The organism is Streptoverticillium reticulum, from assembly GCF_047456005.1.
GTDB lineage: Bacteria > Actinomycetota > Actinomycetes > Streptomycetales > Streptomycetaceae > Streptomyces > Streptomyces reticulum.
Map to the genome: position 1 here is coordinate 3,722,669 of NZ_CP179755.1, position 17,026 is coordinate 3,739,694.

Below are 17,026 nucleotides of genomic sequence, written 5' to 3' on the forward strand. Positions count from 1 at the left end.
GGGGCCGCATAGGCTTGAGGGGTGGCAAAGACGAAGAAGGCCGACCCGGACAAAGCGCGGGACAAAGCCGCCAAGAAGCAGGCGAAGCTCGCCGAGAAGGCCGCCAAGGCCCTCAGGGCCTCCGACGAGGTCGGGCTCGACTTTGCCCGGGCATGGGTGGAATTCCCCGATCCCGCCGACGACGAACAGCTCTTCCGCTGCGACCTGACGTGGCTCACGTCGCGCTGGACCTGCATCTTCGGCAGCGGCTGCCACGGCATCAAGGCCGGGCGCGCCGACGACGGCTGCTGCACGCTGGGCGCGCACTTCTCCGACGAGGACGACGAGAAGCGCGTCGCGGGACACGTGGCCCGGCTCACGCCGGACATCTGGCAGTTCCACGAGGTGGGCACCGACTCCGGCTGGACCCAGACGGACGACGACGGTGAGCGGCAGACGCGGCGATGGAAGGGCTCGTGCATCTTCCAGAACCGCCCTGGCTTCGCCGGCGGCGCGGGCTGCTCCCTGCACATCCTGGCCCTCAAGGAGGGCCGCGAGCCGCTGGAGACCAAGCCGGACGTGTGCTGGCAGCTGCCGGTGCGCCGGACGTTCGACTGGATCGACCGGCCGGACGACACGCAGGTGCTCCGCATCACGATCGGCGAGTACGACCGGCGCGGCTGGGGCCCCGGCGGCCACGACCTGCACTGGTGGTGCACGTCGGCGAAGTCCGCGCACGGCGCCGGAGAGCCGGTGTTCGTGTCGTACCGGGCCGAGCTGATGGAGCTGATGGGCAAGGAGGGTTACGCGCGGCTGGTGGAGCTGTGCGAGGAGCGGATGGCAGCGGCGCTGCCGATGGCTCCGCACCCGGCGGATCCGGTGCCCCGCAGCGCCCCGTAAGGGGCGCGGGGAACTGCGCGACAAGCCCCCACCGGCCCGCAGTCGACGCACCACCCCGAGGGGTTCGGGGCGCAGCCCCTGGGGGCACCTCCTGGGGGTACCCCCAGAGGTAGCTGGGGGAGGTAGCTGGGGGAACCTCCACTGCGGGCGCATCGTGGCTGAACGCGCAGTTCCCCGCGCCCCTTTGGGGCGCTAAGGGGCACTGCCCCCTTCGATCGTCACCGTTGAACGCCCCGGCGCGATGGCCACCCTTGCCCGCCAGTGCGCCGCAGGCTCCCTCGTGTGGTCGACCGTCACCGTGACCGTGATCGACTGGCCCGGGCGGAGGACCCCGCCCGGCTGGCTCAGGCGGAGCCAGGGGGCGTTCGCCGACATGGACCAGCTCACCGGTTCTCCGCCGCTTGCGGCGAGCGTGATGAGCGTGGCCCCGCCGCTCGGCTGGGCCTCCACGGTCAGCCGGCCGGGGCCGCGGGCGGCGGTGCGTCCGTCCGGACCGGTCACCGCCACCGAGAGGTCGGAGATCCGGTGGCCGACCGACTCCCGTGCGGACGCCTCCTCGTACGGCTCCTGCCCCTGTTCGTAGGGGTGCCCGCCCAGGCTGTCGGTCTCGGTGGCCGACACGGAGGCCGCCCCCTGCTCCTCCCCCCGGTACGCGGCCCACAGTGCCAGTACGGGCGCGGCGACGACGGTCGCGACGACGGTCGTCGTCACCGCCCCGCTCCGCAGCCGGCTGCGCCGAGCGGCGCGGTCCTTGGGGGCGAGGGGGAAGCCGCCGCGGTCGAAGCGCGGCGTCACGCGCTGGCGCTGCAGGCGCGGGTCGAGGGCGTGCAGCATGGCGGCGCGCGCCGCCGCCCGTGGCGCCTCCAGCACGGGCAGCGTGGCCGAGGAGGCCGCGGTGCCGGGCCACGGCTCCCCGGCGGTGGCGCGCTCGGCGGTGCGGCGGCAGTCGGCGCACTCGTCGACGTGCCGCACGAGTTCGCGCCGCAGGGCCGCGCCGAGCAGGACCTCGGTGCCCTGGGCGAACCGGGAGACGACCGGGCAGCGGCCGGACTCCACGACGGCGAGCGCGGTGCGGGTGCGCTCGACCTCGCAGGCGGCGGTGGAGAGCAGGGTCCGGGCGGCGTCGGGGTCCAGCCGCAGCACGACGGCGACCTCGTGCGGGGCGAGGCCGTGGCGGACGGCGAGTTCGAGCGCCTCGCGCTGCTCGGCCGTGGTGCCGGCGGCCTCGGGCCAGGCGAGCAGGGCGAGTTCGGCCCGGCGCCGGGGGTCGGCGGTGCCGTCGGGGCCGCGGCCGGGGCCCGGCCCGGCGAGCCGGCGCAGGCACTCCCAGCGGGCGAGGGCGTAGAGCCAGGCGCGGTGCAGCTCCTCGGCGGCGGGGGCGCGGTCGGCGCGGCGCTCGGCGAGGGCGAGGACCTCGCCGAGGGCGGCGGTGGCGGCGTCGTGCTCGCACAGGACGGACAGGCAGTAGGTGAACAGGCCGTCCAGGTACGGCTCGTGGCGCGCGGCCGGCTCCTGGGCGGCGGCGCGCCGGCCGTCGCCGGGCAGCGGCCGGCGGGGCGGGCCGTCCGGCGCGGCGGCGCGGTCCGGGGCGACGACCGTGGGCTGGGCCGCGCGCGGCGCACGGCGGGAGGCGCGGAGCGCGCCGGTGGCATGCGTGGGGGGCTCGGGCCTGCTCGTCATCCCGGCGACGGTAGGGCGACCCCGAGGCCTCGTCCGCCTGGCTCACTGAGGATTACGCCGTTCAGGTGAATCGCTCCCTCGAAAGGGGACAGGAACCGTTCATTCCGTCCCGAGTTGCGTAGGTGGCGCACTCGGCGGGAGGACTCCGGCGCGCGGGGCGCGAACCACGGCACAGGCACCGCCGCGTGCCCGGGCGGCTCGCCCTGTGCCCGGGTCGGGGAGCGCCCGCGGCACCGTCTTGTCGGTGCCCACCGCTACGGTGGCTCGCATGGCTGCCCGTACCTCCCGATCGTCCGCCAAGGACCGGCCCTCCTACCGCTGCACCGAGTGCGGCTGGACCACTGCCAAGTGGCTCGGCCGCTGCCCGGAGTGCCAGGCGTGGGGCACGGTCGAGGAGTACGGCGCGCCCGCCGTGCGCACGACGGCGCCCGGCCGCGTCACCTCGGCGGCGCTGCCCATCGCCCAGGTCGACGGCCGGCAGGCCACCGCCCGCGGCACGGGCGTGCCCGAGCTGGACCGGGTGCTGGGCGGCGGGCTCGTCCCCGGCGCGGTGGTGCTGCTCGCCGGCGAGCCCGGCGTCGGCAAGTCGACGCTCCTGCTGGACGTGGCCGCCCGCGCGGCCTCCGAGGAGCACCGCACTCTCTATGTGACGGGCGAGGAGTCGGCGAGCCAGGTGCGGCTGCGCGCCGACCGCATCGGCGCCCTCTCGGAGCACCTGTATCTGGCGGCCGAGACGGATCTGTCCGTGGTGCTCGGGCACCTCGACTCGGTCAAGCCCTCGCTGCTGGTCCTGGACTCGGTGCAGACGGTCGCCTCGCCGGAGATCGACGGCGCCCCGGGCGGCATGGCCCAGGTGCGCGAGGTGGCCGGCGCCCTGATCCGGGCCTCCAAGGAGCGCGGCATGTCGACGCTCCTGGTCGGCCACGTCACCAAGGACGGCGCCATCGCGGGCCCCCGCCTGCTGGAGCACCTGGTCGACGTCGTCCTGCACTTCGAGGGCGACCGGCACGCCCGCCTCCGCCTGGTGCGCGGCGTGAAGAACCGCTACGGGGCGACGGACGAGGTCGGCTGCTTCGAGCTGCACGACGAGGGCATCACGGGCCTGGCCGACCCCTCCGGCCTCTTCCTCACCCGGCGCGCCGAGCCCGTCCCCGGCACCTGCCTCACGGTCACCCTGGAGGGCCGCCGTCCGCTGGTGGCCGAGGTCCAGGCGCTGACGGTGGACTCCCAGATCCCCTCCCCGCGGCGCACCACCTCGGGCCTGGAGACGTCCCGCGTCTCGATGATGCTCGCCGTCCTGGAGCAGCGCGGCCGGATCAGCGCGCTGGGCAAGCGCGACATCTACAGCGCGACGGTCGGCGGCGTGAAGCTCTCCGAGCCCGCGGCCGATCTGGCCGTCGCGCTCGCCCTGGCCAGCGCCGCGAGCGACACCCCGCTGCCGAAGAACCTGGTGGCCATCGGCGAGGTGGGCCTGGCGGGCGAGGTCCGCCGGGTCACGGGCGTCCAGCGGCGGCTGGCCGAGGCGGCCCGGCTGGGCTTCACCCACGCCCTGGTCCCGGCCGACCCGGGGAAGATCCCACCGGGCATGCGGGTCCAGGAGGTGGCGGACATAGGCGATGCGCTCCGGGTGCTGCCGGGGCGTCCGCGCCGGGAGAGCCGCCGGACGGAGCGGCCGGAGGCGGGGGCGCAGGCCCGACCGGACGAGAGCCCCCTTTAATAGGCTGGGCGCCAGTAGACTTTGCCCTGGTCCCGCCCGTACGTACACGGCATCGTTCCGACAGCGGTCCCGTCACGTACGCGACAGCAGGGCGGCCTGCGGCACCGTTGACCTTGCGACCGGAGGAGTGCAGTGGCAGCCAACGACCGGGCATCGGGCCCCGGCAGGGCCGGGGGTGGCTCCGGTTCCGACGGTCTGATGCGCGCTTCGCTGAGCGCCGTCGCGCCCGGCACGGCCTTGCGCGACGGCCTGGAGCGAGTCCTTCGCGGCAACACCGGCGGGCTCATCGTCCTCGGCATGGACAAGACCGTCGAGGCGATGTGCACCGGCGGCTTCGTCCTCGATGTGGAGTTCACCGCCACCCGCCTGCGCGAGCTGTGCAAGCTGGACGGTGCGCTGATCATCGACAAGGACGTCACCAAGATCGTGCGGGCCGGCGTCCAGCTCTATCCGGACGCCTCGATCCCCACCGAGGAGACGGGCACCCGGCACCGCACGGCGCAGCGGGCGTCCATCCAGTCCGGCTTCCCGGTGGTCTCGGTGAGCCAGTCGATGCGGCTGATCGCGCTGTACGTGGGCGGTGAGCGGCGCGTGCTGGAGGAGTCCGGCGCCATCCTCTCCCGCGCCAACCAGGCGCTGGCCACCCTCGAGCGCTACAAGCTCCGCCTCGACGAGGTCGCGGGCACCCTCTCCGCCCTGGAGATCGAGGATCTGGTGACCGTGCGCGACGTCACCGCCGTCTCCCAGCGTCTGGAGATGGTGCGCCGCATCGCCACCGAGATCGCGGAGTACGTGGTCGAGCTGGGCACCGACGGCCGGCTGCTGTCGCTCCAGCTGGACGAGCTGATCGCCGGCGTCGAGCCGGAGCGCGAGCTGGTCGTGCGGGACTACGTGCCCGAGCCGACGGCGAAGCGCACCCGCACGGTCCCCGAGGCGCTCTGCGAGCTGGACTCCCTCACCCACGCCGAGCTGCTCGAACTGCCCATCGTGGCCCGGGCCCTGGGCTACAGCGGCTCCCCCGAGACGCTCGACTCGGCCGTCTCCCCGCGCGGTTACCGGCTGCTGGCCAAGGTGCCCCGGCTGCCCGGCGCCATCATCGAGCGGCTCGTGGACCACTTCGGCGGGCTGCAGAAGCTGCTGGCCGCCAGCGTGGACGACCTGCAGACGGTCGACGGCGTCGGCGAGGCCCGTGCCCGCTCGGTCCGCGAGGGCCTCTCGCGGCTGGCGGAGTCCTCGATCCTGGAGCGCTACGTCTAGCGCCCCGTAAGGGGCGCGGGGCTGACACATGTGCGGCTCCGCCGCGTGGGCGCGACCGGCCACGACGCACCCGCAGCCGACGTTCCCCGGGGCTTCGCCCCGGACTCCGAGGTCGTGCTCCGACTACGGGCCGGCAGTGGCTGATCGCGCAGTTCCCCGCGCCCCTTACGGGGCGCTGTCGAGGTCGTACGTAGAGGCCATACGCAGATGTGCGTATGCGAAAGGGCGCGCCCTCGCGCCCTTTCGTCATTGCTCCAGCTTGAAATCCACCTTCTCGGTGACACCCGCGACCTTGACCTCCACCCGGTAGGTGCCGGGCCCGGCGGTCTGGCTGCCGGAGGGGGTCGCGCACTGCGGAACGCTGCGCTTGCGGTCCCACTCCAGCGTGCGCTTGGTCTCGCCCGAGCCCGGGAGCTCGACGAACAGCGAGGAGGTGCCGCGCGGGCAGTCGTCGGAGGCCCAGACATGGTCGTCGCCGACGGTGTTGGTGATCTTCAGCTGGGCGGCGGCCGCACCGAAGTCCACCTTGCAGGCGCTGCCCCCGGTGTTCTCCACCACGACCTCGAACTTCGGCTTCTCGCCCGGACCGTAGGAGTCCTTGACGCTGCGCACGGCCAGCTTGACCGAACCGGGGGCGCAGTCCGGCAGCTTCGACGCGGACAGCACGGCCTTGCCGTCCGTGCTCACCGCCAGGCCCGGCCCGCCGCCGAAGCCGCCCGCGACGACACCACCGCCGCCACCGCCACGGCCCGCGGCACCGCCGCTGCCGCCTCCGGTGTCACCGCCGCCACCCGAATCACCGCGCCCGCCCGGCCGTTGGCTGTAGTGCGGCCCCGACGGGGTGGGCCCGGGGGTGATGGTGGTCTCGGCGGGCCCGCCCTTGCCGTCGGAGGAGCCGTCGGAGGAGTCCTTGGACCCGCCGCCGCCCCCGAAGGAGAACAGCCAGAACGCCAGCAGGGCGAGAAGGGCGAGCACGCCCAGCGCAACTCCCCTCCGCCGCCAATAGATGGAGGAGGGAAGCGGCCCGATCGGATTGCGCAGTGATCCCACGCGAAAACTCTACGAGAGATCGGGCGGGGCACCAGCCAGTACCCGCCGTAGGAGTGCCTGCTTTTCTCATCATCTGCCCGGTAACAGAGGGCTGTTGCCGGTGACGGTCAGTGACGCTTCGTCATATCCCACTCGGCCTTGTGGCCGAAACGCTTCGCGTTGTCGATCAAACGCAGCCAGTCCGGCCGCAGTTCCCAGAGGTCGGTGCGCTCTATCGCCTGCCGCAGCCGCTCCGTCTGCTCGACGTAGGGGTAGCGGGCGCGGTACGCGTCCCACGCGGCGGCGCGCTCCTCGCCCTCCAGGCGGCGGCAGGTGCCGCGCCCCTGAAGGCCGGTCAGGGCGGACCACTCCTGTCCGTCGCGCTGGGCGGTGAAGGCGACGCGGCCCTCCCCGCCGGACAGGGCACGGCCGTGCCGGGTCGTGACGGAGGTGACGAAGACGAGAGCGGGCCCGACGGGGCCGGCCGCGACGGCGTAGAGGACGGCGCAGGCCTGCGGCCCGTCCTCGTCGGCGTACGCCAGGGTCATGGTCGTGTGCGCGTCCAGGGCGGCCCGGATGTCGGGCGGCAGCGACGGGCCGGGGGTGTGCGGCGTCATGATCCCATTCCATCACCGCGTCCCCTCGGGCCTGTCCGACGAGCCGGTGCGGGTCAGTTCCGGTGGCAGAGGAACTTCCGGGCTCCCCCGGCCGATCCCGCCTCCACGATCGAGCTCGGGCACCCCTCGGGGCAGACGGGCGGTGCGGCCGCGGAGTTCAGGAACCGCTCCGGCGGGTGCCGACAGGTCGAGCAGTACCAGCCCGGCGCAAGTCCGGGGACGGGTGTGACGTCCCACCACAGCGGGTTCGCGCACACCCTGCAGCAGACCACGGGCGGGGCGTCACGGCCGGTTTCCATGCCGCCCATCGTCGCCGAACGCGCTTTCCGCACGCACGGGTTGACGAGGACGATCACCCGAACGGGAAGGCCCGCCGCCCCCGCGCGTTTCGCCCGCACGCCCACCCGTGCCAGGATCGGGAACGCCATGACTGCCATGCCCGAAACCCCCGCCGCCGTCCCGTCCCTGCTGCACGCGCCCGTCATCGACTGGTTCGACGAGCACGCCCGCGACCTGCCGTGGCGCCGCCCGGAGGCCGGTGCGTGGGGCGTGATGGTGAGCGAGTTCATGCTCCAGCAGACACCGGTCAGCCGTGTGCTGCCGGTGTACGAGGAGTGGCTGGCCCGCTGGCCGCGGCCCGCGGCGCTGGCCGCCGAGCCGCCGGGCGAGGCGGTGCGCGCCTGGGGCCGCCTCGGCTATCCGCGGCGCGCGCTGCGGCTGCACGCCGCCGCCTCGGCCATAGCGGAGCAGCACGGCGGCGAGGTGCCGAGCGACCACGCGCAGCTGCTGGCGCTGCCGGGGGTCGGCGAGTACACGGCCGCGGCGGTCGCGTCGTTCGCGTACGGGCAGCGGCACGCGGTGCTGGACACCAACGTCCGCCGGGTCTTCGCGCGCGCCGTGAGCGGGGCCCAGTACCCGCCGAACGCCACGACGGCCGCCGAGCGCAGGCTGGCCCGCGCCCTGCTGCCGGACGAGGAGCCGGTGGCCGCGCGCTGGGCCGCGGCGACCATGGAGCTGGGCGCGCTGGTGTGCACGGCGCGCACGCCCGCGTGCATGCGCTGCCCGATCGCGGACCGCTGTGCGTGGCGGGCGGCGGGCTCCCCGGCCCACGACGGCCCGCCGCGCCGCGGCCAGACGTACGCCGGTACGGACCGGCAGGTGCGCGGCAAGCTCCTGGCCGTGCTGCGGGAGGCGGTCGCGCCCGTGCCGCAGCGGGCGCTGGACGCGGTGTGGGACGAGCCGGTGCAGCGCGCCCGGGCGCTGGACGGGCTGGTGTCCGACGGCCTGGTGGAGCCGCTGCCGGACGGCACGTACCGGCTGCCGCTGACCTGACGGGAGTTCCGCGGGCGGTACGCCGGGACCGTTACGGAAGCCCGCCCGGGAACACAGCACGGAATGGGACAGAGCCGCTGTTTCCGCGTTCTTTCCCGCCCCACGGGTCCCGCTGTTACACAACCTATGGATAGCTGTGCTCCAGCCGACGGGCTCTCGCACATCACGCCGCAACAGCGTCTCCGTAGCGTCCTTCTCGTGCTGGAGGACCACCAGCGAGGCACGGGGACTGCAAGCGGAATGGAGGCTGCGAGTATGGCCAGCAGCGGCAAGGTTCTGGACTTCGAAGAGTACGTGCGCAACCGTCAGGACGCTCTCCTGCGCAGCGCCCGCCGCCTCGTCCCGGACCCCATCGACGCGCAGGACCTGCTCCAGACCGCCCTCGTCCGCACCTACGGCCGCTGGGAAGGCATAGCGGACAAGTCGCTGGCCGACGCCTACCTGCGCCGTGTCATGATCAACACTCGTACGGAGTGGTGGCGCGCCCGCAAGCTCGACGAGGTGCCCACCGAGCAGCTCCCCGACGCCAGCGTCGAGGACGGCACCGAGCAGCACGCCGACCGCGCCCTGCTGATGGACGTCCTCGGAGTCCTGGCGCCCAAGCAGCGCAGCGTGGTCGTGCTGCGACACTGGGAGCAGATGAGCACCGAGGAGACCGCGGAGGCGCTCGGCATGTCGACCGGCACGGTCAAGAGCACGCTGCACCGGGCCCTGGCCCGGCTGCGCCAGGAGCTGGAGGCCCGGGACCTCGACTTCCACGCCCTGGAGCGCAACGAGCGGGGGCAGGAACGGTGCGCGGCCTGAAAAAGGCGGCTGAGAACAAGCCGGCGCTGATCACCGGTGGCGCGGTCGCCGCAATGGCCGCGGCCGCCGGTCTTCTGCTGGCCGGATGCAGTGGCAGCAGCGAGGGTGTGCGCAAGGAGGGCCCCGCGCAGACCCAGTCCGCCGCCAAGGCGACACGGGTCCCCTCGGCGTCGGCCGCTCCCGTCCAGGAGAAGGTCGACGCCGTCAAGCTGATCAAGAACGACCCCAAGGTCAGCGATCAGATCAAGAAGAACCTCAAGCCGTGCACGAAGGACCAGTACCCGGTCGACGTGACCTACGGCAATCTCACCGGCGGCCCCCGGCCCGACGTTGTCGTCAACATCCTGACCTGCGGTGATTCGTTCGGCGTGGGGTCGTATGTGTACCGTGCGAAGGACGAGTCCGGCGACGCCTACGAGAACGTCTTCACCGCCGAGCAGTCGCCCGTCTATGCCGACATAGACCGCAAGGACCTCCAGGTCACCAGACAGGTCTACGCGCCGGGCGACGCGGTGTGCTGTCCTTCGGGGCAGGATGTGCTGACGTACCAGTGGGCGAACGACGAATTCAAGGAAACCGGCCGGACGCACACCGACTACAGCAAGGTGGGCAACACCGGCAAGGTGCCGAGTACGGGAACGGAGGGCTGAGAGCGGCGTGGCCGATACGCATGTGCTCTTCGTCGAGGACGACGACGTCATCCGCGAGGCGACGCAGCTCGCGCTGGAGCGCGACGGCTTCATGGTGACCGCGGTGCCGGACGGGCTGACGGGCCTGGAGCGCTTCCGCGCCCAGCGGCCCGACATCGCCCTGCTCGACGTGATGGTGCCGGGTCTGGACGGGGTCAGCCTGTGCCGCCGGATCCGCGACGAGTCCACCGTCCCCGTGATCATGCTGTCGGCGCGGGCGGACTCCATCGACGTCGTCCTCGGTCTGGAGGCCGGCGCCGACGACTACGTGACCAAGCCCTTCGACGGCGCCGTGCTCGTCGCCCGCATCCGCGCCGTGCTGCGCCGCTTCGGCCACGCCAGCGGCAACGGCACGGGCACGGCGGACGGCGCCCCCGAGGCCATCGACGGCGGCGTACTGCGCTTCGGCGACCTCGAGGTCGACACGGACGGCATGGAGGTCCGCAAGGCCGGCGACCCCGTCGCCCTCACCCCGACCGAGATGCGGCTGCTGCTGGAGTTCTCGGCCGCCCCGGGCACCGTCCTCTCCCGCGACCGGCTCCTGGAGCGCGTGTGGGACTACGGCTGGGGCGGTGACACCCGGGTCGTGGACGTCCACGTCCAGCGGCTCCGCGGCAAGATCGGCCAGGACCGGATCGAGACGGTCCGCGGCTTCGGCTACAAGCTCAGAGGCTGAGCGTCCGGTGGTCCCGTGGTGAAGCTAGCCCTCCGCAGTGGCCTGCGCTGGAAGGTCAGCCTGGCCATCGCGGCCGTGGGCGCGCTCGTCGCCGTCGCGCTGAGCCTCGTGGTGCACAACGCGGCACGCGTCTCCATGCTCAACAGCGCGCGCGACGTCATGGACTCCCGGGTGCAGATCGCCCAGCGCTTCTACGAGTCCTCGGGCGGCAAGCTGATGCTCCGCGCCAAGCTGGACGACCCCGCCCTGCCCAAGCCCCTGCGGGAGGCCGCCGACCTGGGCCAGCGAGCCACGTACCTGCAGGACAGCGGCAGCGGCGCCCCCGAGGTGTGGGCCTCGGTGCCGCTGCGCAACGGCAAGATCCTCTCCATCCACAACCGCTTCGACGACCGCTTCGACATCCTCGACGACCTCGACCGGGCCCTGATCATCGGCTCGGTCTCCGTCGTGCTCGGCGGCACCGCGCTCGGCATCCTCATCGGCGGCCAGCTCTCGCGCCGGCTGCGCAAGGCCTCCGTCGCCGCCCGCAGGCTCGCCGAGGGCGAGACCGACGTGCGGGTCCGCGACGCCATCGGCGGCCGGGTGCGCGACGAGACCGACGACCTGGCCCGCGCCGTCGACGGCATGGCCGAGGCGCTGCGCAGCCGGCTGGAGGCCGAGCGGCGCGTCACCGCCGACATCGCCCACGAGCTGCGCACCCCCGTCACCGGCCTGCTCACCGCCGCCGAACTACTGCCCCCGGGCCGCCCCACCGAGCTGGTCCGGGACCGGGCGCAGGCCATGCGCACCCTGGTCGAGGACGTCCTGGAGGTCGCCCGGCTGGACGGCTTCGCCGAGCGGGCCGAGATGCAGGACATCGAGCTGGGCGAGTTCGTGCTGCGCCGGGTGCGGGCGTTCCTGCCGGAGGCCCGGGTGCGGGTGCTGCGCGAGGCCTACGTCTCCACGGACCCGCGCCGCCTGGAGCGCATCCTCGGCAATCTGCTGGCCAACGCGGCCAAGCACGGCAAGACCCCCGTGGAGGTCACGGTCGAGGGCCGGGTCGTCCGGGTCCGCGACCACGGCTCCGGCTTCCCCGAGGAGCTGCTGAAGGAGGGCCCGAGCCGCTTCCGCACCGGCAGCGCGGACCGCGCCGGCAAGGGCCACGGCCTGGGCCTGACCATCGCCGCGGGCCAGGCCCGCGTCCTGGGCGCCCGCCTGACCTTCCGCAACGCGGACCCGACCGGGCCGGGCGGCGGGGGCGCGATCGCGGTGCTCTGGCTCCCGGAGTCGTCCCCGACGGACACGAGCACGTTCCCGATCATCCAGGTGCCGGACTGACTGCGCCTGACTGACTAAAGCTCCGCCCCGTGATCCCGCAGAAAGCGACCCGGTTCCACGGCGGAGCCGTAATCCGCCGTCGTACGGATCTCGAAGTGCAGATGCGGCCCGGTCGAGTTCCCGGTGGAGCCGGACAGACCGATCTCCTGGCCGGTCACCACGGTCTGCCCGACGCTCACCTCGACCGCCGACAGGTGGGCGTACTGCGAGTACGTGCCGTCACCGTGCCTGACGACGATGGCGTTGCCGTACGCGGGCCCGTCGCCGCCGCCGTTCGGGCCGGCCTTGACGACCGTGCCGCCGTGCACGGCCTTCACCCGGGTGCCGGTGGGGACCACGAGGTCCTGGCCGCTGTGCTTGTTGGCCCAGTGGCTGCCGTCGATGCCGAAGGGCTGGCCGATGGCGTACCCGTCGACCGGAGCGACCCACGCCTCGATCCGGCGGCGCTCCTCCGCGGCGCGGCCGGCCCGCTCGGTCTCGGCGGCCCGCTTCTCCTTCTCCGCGGCCCGCAGCTGCGTGGCGGCCTGCGCCTGCAGGGCGTCGCCGACGGCGGCCGCGGCCGCGTACGCCGGAATCTCGTTCGGCTCCGACTCCGCCGCCAGCGCCGCGCCCGGTCCGCAGGCCAGCGACGCCCCCAGCCCGGCGGCCAGCACGACGGCTGCACGGGTGCGGACGGACGTGCTGACGTTGCAGAAAACGGTGCGCTTCGGCATACGGACAAGGCCTCCAAGGATCCCGGACATGAACAAGCCCCGGCCACAGGCCGGGGGCGGTCTCCCTTGGTAGCGCGTTTCCGCATGCCGGACCAAAGCGGGCACCTCCTAAGGAGGGCCGTAACAGCAGTACCGGGAACTCGGCGCACGGCAGGCCGCTGCAGCCGTCCCCTCCTGCTATCCCGCCTAGTACCGGGGGATCGGGCTGTGCGGCTTGTCACGGCCTGCAGGCGGTGACGGGGGCAGGTGACGGGGCAAAAGAGAGCGGCCCCGGAACCGCTTTCACGGTTCCGGGGCCGCTCACCCGGTACAGCAGGCGCCTATGGCGCCGTCACGCGTCCTTGGACAGGTTGGGCCCGGCGCCGCCACCCGTCGCCGACTCCACCGGCGGGGTGTCGGGAAGCGCGGACTTCTCCTCGCCACGGAAGGTGAACTTCTTCTCCTCGCCTTCGCCCTCGGTGCCGACGACGACGATGTGGCCCGGGCGCAGCTCCCCGAAGAGGATCTTCTCGGAGAGGATGTCCTCGATCTCGCGCTGGATGGTGCGGCGCAGCGGCCGGGCACCCAGGATCGGGTCGTAGCCCTTCTTCGCGAGCAGCTGCTTGGCGTCCCCGCTGAGCTCGATGCCCATGTCGCGGTCCTTGAGGCGCTCGTCCACCTTGGCGATCATCAGGTCGACGATCTGGATGATGTCTTCCTGGCTGAGCTGGTGGAAGACCACCGTGTCGTCGACACGGTTGAGGAACTCCGGCCGGAAGTGCTGCTTGAGCTCCTCGTTGACCTTCGCCTTCATCCGCTCGTACCCGGTCTTGACGTCGCCCTGGGCGGCGAAGCCCAGGTTGAAGCCCTTGGAGATGTCCCGGGTGCCGAGGTTGGTGGTCATGATGATGACCGTGTTCTTGAAATCGACCACGCGGCCCTGGGAATCGGTCAGGCGACCGTCCTCCAGGATCTGCAGCAGCGAATTGAAGATGTCCGGGTGGGCCTTCTCGACCTCGTCGAAGAGGACGACGGAGAACGGCTTGCGGCGCACCTTCTCGGTGAGCTGGCCGCCCTCTTCGTAACCCACGTATCCGGGCGGGGAACCGAAGAGCCGCGAGACGGTGTGCTTCTCGCTGAACTCCGACATGTCGAGGGAGATCAGGGCGTCCTCGTCGCCGAAGAGGAATTCGGCGAGCGTCTTGGACAGCTCCGTCTTACCGACACCCGAGGGGCCGGCGAAGATGAACGATCCGCCGGGGCGCTTCGGGTCCTTGAGGCCCGCACGCGTGCGCCGGATGGCCTGGGAGAGCGCCTTGATGGCGTCCTTCTGGCCGATGACGCGCTTGTGCAGCTCGTCCTCCATGCGCAGCAGGCGGGAGGACTCCTCCTCGGTGAGCTTGAAGACCGGGATGCCCGTGGCGGTGGCCAGGACCTCGGCGATCAGCTCGCCGTCGACCTCGGCGACGACGTCCATGTCGCCGGCCTTCCACTCCTTCTCCCGCTTGGCCTTGGCGGCCAGCAGCTGCTTCTCCTTGTCGCGGAGGGAAGCGGCCTTCTCGAAGTCCTGCGAGTCGATCGCGGACTCCTTCTCGCGGCGCACGTCGGCGATCTTCTCGTCGAACTCGCGGAGGTCCGGCGGAGCGGTCATCCGGCGGATGCGCATCCGGGATCCGGCCTCGTCGATCAGGTCGATCGCCTTGTCCGGCAGGAAGCGGTCCGAGATGTAGCGGTCGGCCAGGGTGGCGGCCTGGACCAGGGCCTCGTCCGTGATGGAAACCCGGTGATGGGCCTCGTAGCGGTCGCGCAGGCCCTTGAGGATCTCGATCGTGTGCGGCAGCGACGGCTCGGCGACCTGGATGGGCTGGAAGCGGCGCTCGAGGGCGGCGTCCTTCTCCAGGTGCTTGCGGTACTCGTCGAGCGTGGTGGCGCCGATCGTCTGCAGCTCGCCCCGCGCCAGCATAGGCTTGAGGATCGAGGCCGCGTCGATCGCGCCCTCGGCGGCGCCCGCACCCACCAGGGTGTGGAGCTCGTCGATGAACAGGATGATGTCGCCGCGGGTGCGGATCTCCTTGAGGACCTTCTTCAGGCGCTCCTCGAAGTCACCGCGGTAGCGGGAGCCCGCGACGAGGGCACCGAGGTCGAGGGTGTAGAGGTGCTTGTCCTTGAGGGTCTCGGGCACCTCGCCCTTGACGATGGCCTGGGCCAGTCCCTCGACGACGGCGGTCTTGCCGACGCCGGGCTCGCCGATGAGGACCGGGTTGTTCTTGGTGCGGCGGGACAGCACCTGCATGACCCGCTCGATCTCCTTCTCGCGCCCGATGACCGGGTCGAGCTTGGACTCGCGGGCGGCCTGCGTCAGGTTGCGGCCGAACTGGTCCAGGACGAGCGAGGTCGAGGGCGTGCCCTCGGCCGGGCCGCCGGCGGTGGCCGCCTCCTTGCCCTGGTAGCCGGAGAGCAGCTGGATGACCTGCTGCCGCACCCGGTTCAGATCGGCACCCAGCTTGACCAGGACCTGGGCGGCGACGCCCTCGCCCTCGCGGATCAGGCCGAGCAGGATGTGCTCCGTGCCGATGTAGTTGTGGCCGAGCTGGAGGGCCTCGCGGAGCGACAGCTCCAGGACCTTCTTGGCACGGGGGGTGAAGGGGATGTGGCCGGACGGGGCCTGCTGGCCCTGGCCGATGATCTCCTCCACCTGCTGGCGGACCGCCTCGAGCGAAATCCCGAGGCTCTCCAGGGCCTTAGCGGCGACACCCTCACCCTCGTGGATCAGGCCCAGGAGGATGTGCTCGGTGCCGATGTAGTTGTGGTTGAGCATCCGGGCTTCTTCCTGAGCCAGGACGACAACCCGCCGCGCGCGGTCGGTGAACCTCTCGAACATCGTTAATCGCTCCTCAGAGCGGTCAGGCAGTTAGGGGTCGGTCCCCTCCCTGTCCTTCCGCATGCTAGTCCCGCTGGGCGGGACAGCTCATTCCAACTGCCGACACCCGTCCTTGGCCTCCTGCCCCGAACAGCCGACATCTGCTCCAACCCGATGTTGGGAGACGATGTTCCCGCAGGCCAGGCATATACGCCCACCACCACTACGCCCATGGCGAACGCCCGCTTGGCCCGACACGCCCGCCCCGGACCCGCGCACCACCCCGGTGATACGCCGAGCGCGCTGCTATACCGCCTCTCCCCACGGGGAATGTCCTACCCGAGGGCACGGACACTCCATGCGGCGCGGGCACCGGCCCTCCGCTACGGGCGAACACCCTCGCGCCACCGGGAGCGCCTGTGCGCCCCGCATTCCTTACACACAGCGTGCCCAACTCCCCACTCTGCGTAACTTCTTGGGGCTTTCACAGTTGCACCGTTCATGACGGCGGCCCCTTCGCACCTCCATGGTCCCGCGCCGGTTTCCCGGCGCCGGTGGTACGAGCAGGACCTCGGCTGGCCGGTCGCGGACGGGCCGCCCGTGGAGCTGCTCACCGGGGTGCGGTTCGACGCCCTGGGGCTGCCCGTGGACGCCGGTCTCGCGGTGCTGCAGCGGCTGCCGCCGGCCGGTCCCGTCGCCTTCGACCCGCGGGCCCGGAGGGTCTGGTTCCTGACCGCGGCGGGCAGTGCCGACGAGCTGCCGGGGCTGATCGAATGGCTGGAATGGGGCGGGGTCGCCCTGGATCTGACCGCACAGGGGTCCGGCGGCCGGATCACCGCTCCCGCGCCGGCGGGCAGGGGTCACGGCGTCCCGGGGGGCGGCCCCGGAGCCTCACAGGAGGCCGTCTGGCTGCGGCCTCCCCGGCCGGGGTGCGAGGTCGAGCCGACGCTGCCGGCAACCGGCCTCGGGGGCGAAGGTGCCGCCCCCGGTCTCGTACGGCTCGTGAGCGCGGCGGCCACGGAGTGCCACCGGGCCCGGCTGCTGCGCGCCGGTGCGGCACGCAGGCGTCAGCCGCCGGGAGATCGGCAGGATCAGCCGTTGGCCTTCTCGTACGCCTCACGGATGTCGGCGGGGACCCGGCCGCGGTCGTTGACGTTGTAGCCGTTCTCCTTGGCCCACGCGCGGATCTTCGCGGTGTCCGGGCTGCCGACGGACGCGGCGCGGACCTTCCCGCGAGCACCCGCGGAGCGGCCACCGGTACGGCGTCCCGCCTTCACGAAGTCCTCGAGTGCACCGCGCAGCTTGTCCGCGTTGGCGGTGTTGAGGTCGATCTCGTAGGTCTTGCCGTCCAGGGCGAACGTCACGGTCTCGTCCGCCTCGCCGCCGTCGAGGTCATCGACAAGAAGGACCTGAACCTTCTGCGCCACGGGGATTCCTTTCATCAGCGGAAAAGGGATTACGAAGGAATAGCAAACCG

General features: G+C 72.4%; 16 protein-coding genes. 9 read left to right on the forward strand and 7 right to left on the reverse strand.

The window, feature by feature from the left end; genetic code table 11:
* The first annotated feature begins 21 nt into the window (after positions 1 to 21).
* A complete protein-coding gene (locus ACMATS_RS16780) occupies positions 22 to 879 on the forward strand; it encodes a hypothetical protein (RefSeq protein ID WP_390776825.1) in 858 nt (285 codons plus the stop codon).
* 192 nt (positions 880 to 1,071) lie between these two features.
* On the opposite strand, the gene ACMATS_RS16785 is transcribed toward ACMATS_RS16780, so the two are convergent.
* A complete protein-coding gene (locus ACMATS_RS16785) occupies positions 1,072 to 2,559 on the reverse strand; it encodes a BACON domain-containing protein (protein ID WP_414168326.1) in 1,488 nt (495 codons plus the stop codon).
* 268 nt (positions 2,560 to 2,827) lie between these two features.
* On the opposite strand from ACMATS_RS16785, the gene radA reads away from it, so the two are divergent.
* Both radA and disA read left to right on the forward strand, forming a co-directional pair.
* Positions 2,828 to 4,276 (forward strand): DNA repair protein RadA, encoded by a 1,449-nt coding sequence (gene radA, locus ACMATS_RS16790; RefSeq protein ID WP_414168327.1) that lies wholly within the window; start codon positions 2,828 to 2,830, stop codon positions 4,274 to 4,276.
* Between the two features lie 132 nt (positions 4,277 to 4,408).
* The gene (disA, locus tag ACMATS_RS16795; protein ID WP_390776828.1) at positions 4,409 to 5,533 is read left to right on the forward strand and encodes a DNA integrity scanning diadenylate cyclase DisA; all 1,125 of its coding nucleotides are present in this window, start codon (positions 4,409 to 4,411) and stop codon (positions 5,531 to 5,533) included.
* A 246-nt stretch (positions 5,534 to 5,779) separates the two neighbouring features.
* Here disA and ACMATS_RS16800 read toward each other — a convergent pair whose 3' ends face one another.
* From ACMATS_RS16800 to ACMATS_RS16810, 3 genes are all read right to left on the reverse strand, one after another.
* The gene (locus ACMATS_RS16800) at positions 5,780 to 6,583 is read right to left on the reverse strand and encodes a hypothetical protein (RefSeq protein WP_414168328.1); all 804 of its coding nucleotides are present in this window, start codon (positions 6,581 to 6,583) and stop codon (positions 5,780 to 5,782) included.
* Between the two features lie 107 nt (positions 6,584 to 6,690).
* On the reverse strand, positions 6,691 to 7,179 hold the full coding sequence (locus ACMATS_RS16805; protein ID WP_414168329.1) for a pyridoxamine 5'-phosphate oxidase family protein: 489 nt from the start codon (positions 7,177 to 7,179) through the stop codon (positions 6,691 to 6,693).
* 53 nt (positions 7,180 to 7,232) lie between these two features.
* Entirely contained in the window at positions 7,233 to 7,478 is a 246-nt protein-coding gene (locus ACMATS_RS16810; protein ID WP_390776831.1) for a hypothetical protein, read from the reverse strand.
* 127 nt (positions 7,479 to 7,605) lie between these two features.
* Here ACMATS_RS16810 and ACMATS_RS16815 point away from each other — a divergent pair, with 127 nt between their 5' ends.
* The 5 genes from ACMATS_RS16815 (at position 7,606) to cseC (ending at position 11,997) form a co-directional block, all read left to right on the forward strand.
* Positions 7,606 to 8,511 (forward strand): A/G-specific adenine glycosylase, encoded by a 906-nt coding sequence (locus ACMATS_RS16815; protein WP_414168330.1) that lies wholly within the window; start codon positions 7,606 to 7,608, stop codon positions 8,509 to 8,511.
* 255 nt (positions 8,512 to 8,766) lie between these two features.
* Positions 8,767 to 9,315, forward strand: a complete 549-nt coding sequence (locus ACMATS_RS16820) for a SigE family RNA polymerase sigma factor (RefSeq protein ID WP_336410764.1) — start codon at positions 8,767 to 8,769, stop codon at positions 9,313 to 9,315.
* Positions 9,303 to 9,965, forward strand: a complete 663-nt coding sequence (locus ACMATS_RS16825; protein ID WP_390776833.1) for a hypothetical protein — start codon at positions 9,303 to 9,305, stop codon at positions 9,963 to 9,965. Before ACMATS_RS16820 ends, ACMATS_RS16825 begins: the two co-directional genes overlap by 13 nt.
* A gap of 7 nt (positions 9,966 to 9,972) precedes the next feature.
* Positions 9,973 to 10,680: a two-component system response regulator CseB gene (gene cseB, locus ACMATS_RS16830; protein ID WP_390776834.1), complete on the forward strand. Its 708-nt coding sequence runs from the start codon at positions 9,973 to 9,975 to the stop codon at positions 10,678 to 10,680.
* A 15-nt stretch (positions 10,681 to 10,695) separates the two neighbouring features.
* Entirely contained in the window at positions 10,696 to 11,997 is a 1,302-nt protein-coding gene (cseC, locus tag ACMATS_RS16835; RefSeq protein WP_390776835.1) for a two-component system sensor histidine kinase CseC, read from the forward strand.
* 14 nt (positions 11,998 to 12,011) lie between these two features.
* On the opposite strand, the gene ACMATS_RS16840 is transcribed toward cseC, so the two are convergent.
* Together ACMATS_RS16840 and ACMATS_RS16845 are read right to left on the reverse strand one after the other, a co-directional pair.
* Entirely contained in the window at positions 12,012 to 12,710 is a 699-nt protein-coding gene (locus tag ACMATS_RS16840; protein ID WP_414168331.1) for a M23 family metallopeptidase, read from the reverse strand.
* Positions 12,711 to 13,041: 331 nt separating this feature from the next.
* A complete protein-coding gene (locus tag ACMATS_RS16845) occupies positions 13,042 to 15,570 on the reverse strand; it encodes an ATP-dependent Clp protease ATP-binding subunit (RefSeq protein ID WP_390776837.1) in 2,529 nt (842 codons plus the stop codon).
* A gap of 480 nt (positions 15,571 to 16,050) precedes the next feature.
* Between ACMATS_RS16845 and ACMATS_RS16850 the strand changes: the two genes are divergently transcribed.
* Entirely contained in the window at positions 16,051 to 16,710 is a 660-nt protein-coding gene (locus ACMATS_RS16850) for an SCO3374 family protein (protein WP_390776838.1), read from the forward strand.
* On the opposite strand, the gene ACMATS_RS16855 is transcribed toward ACMATS_RS16850, so the two are convergent.
* Complete coding sequence (locus ACMATS_RS16855; protein ID WP_171083693.1) at positions 16,641 to 16,976, reverse strand: histone-like nucleoid-structuring protein Lsr2; 336 nt, start codon at positions 16,974 to 16,976, stop codon at positions 16,641 to 16,643. The two genes, ACMATS_RS16850 and ACMATS_RS16855, sit on opposite strands and share 70 nt — an antisense overlap.
* Positions 16,977 to 17,026: the final 50 nt, after the last annotated feature.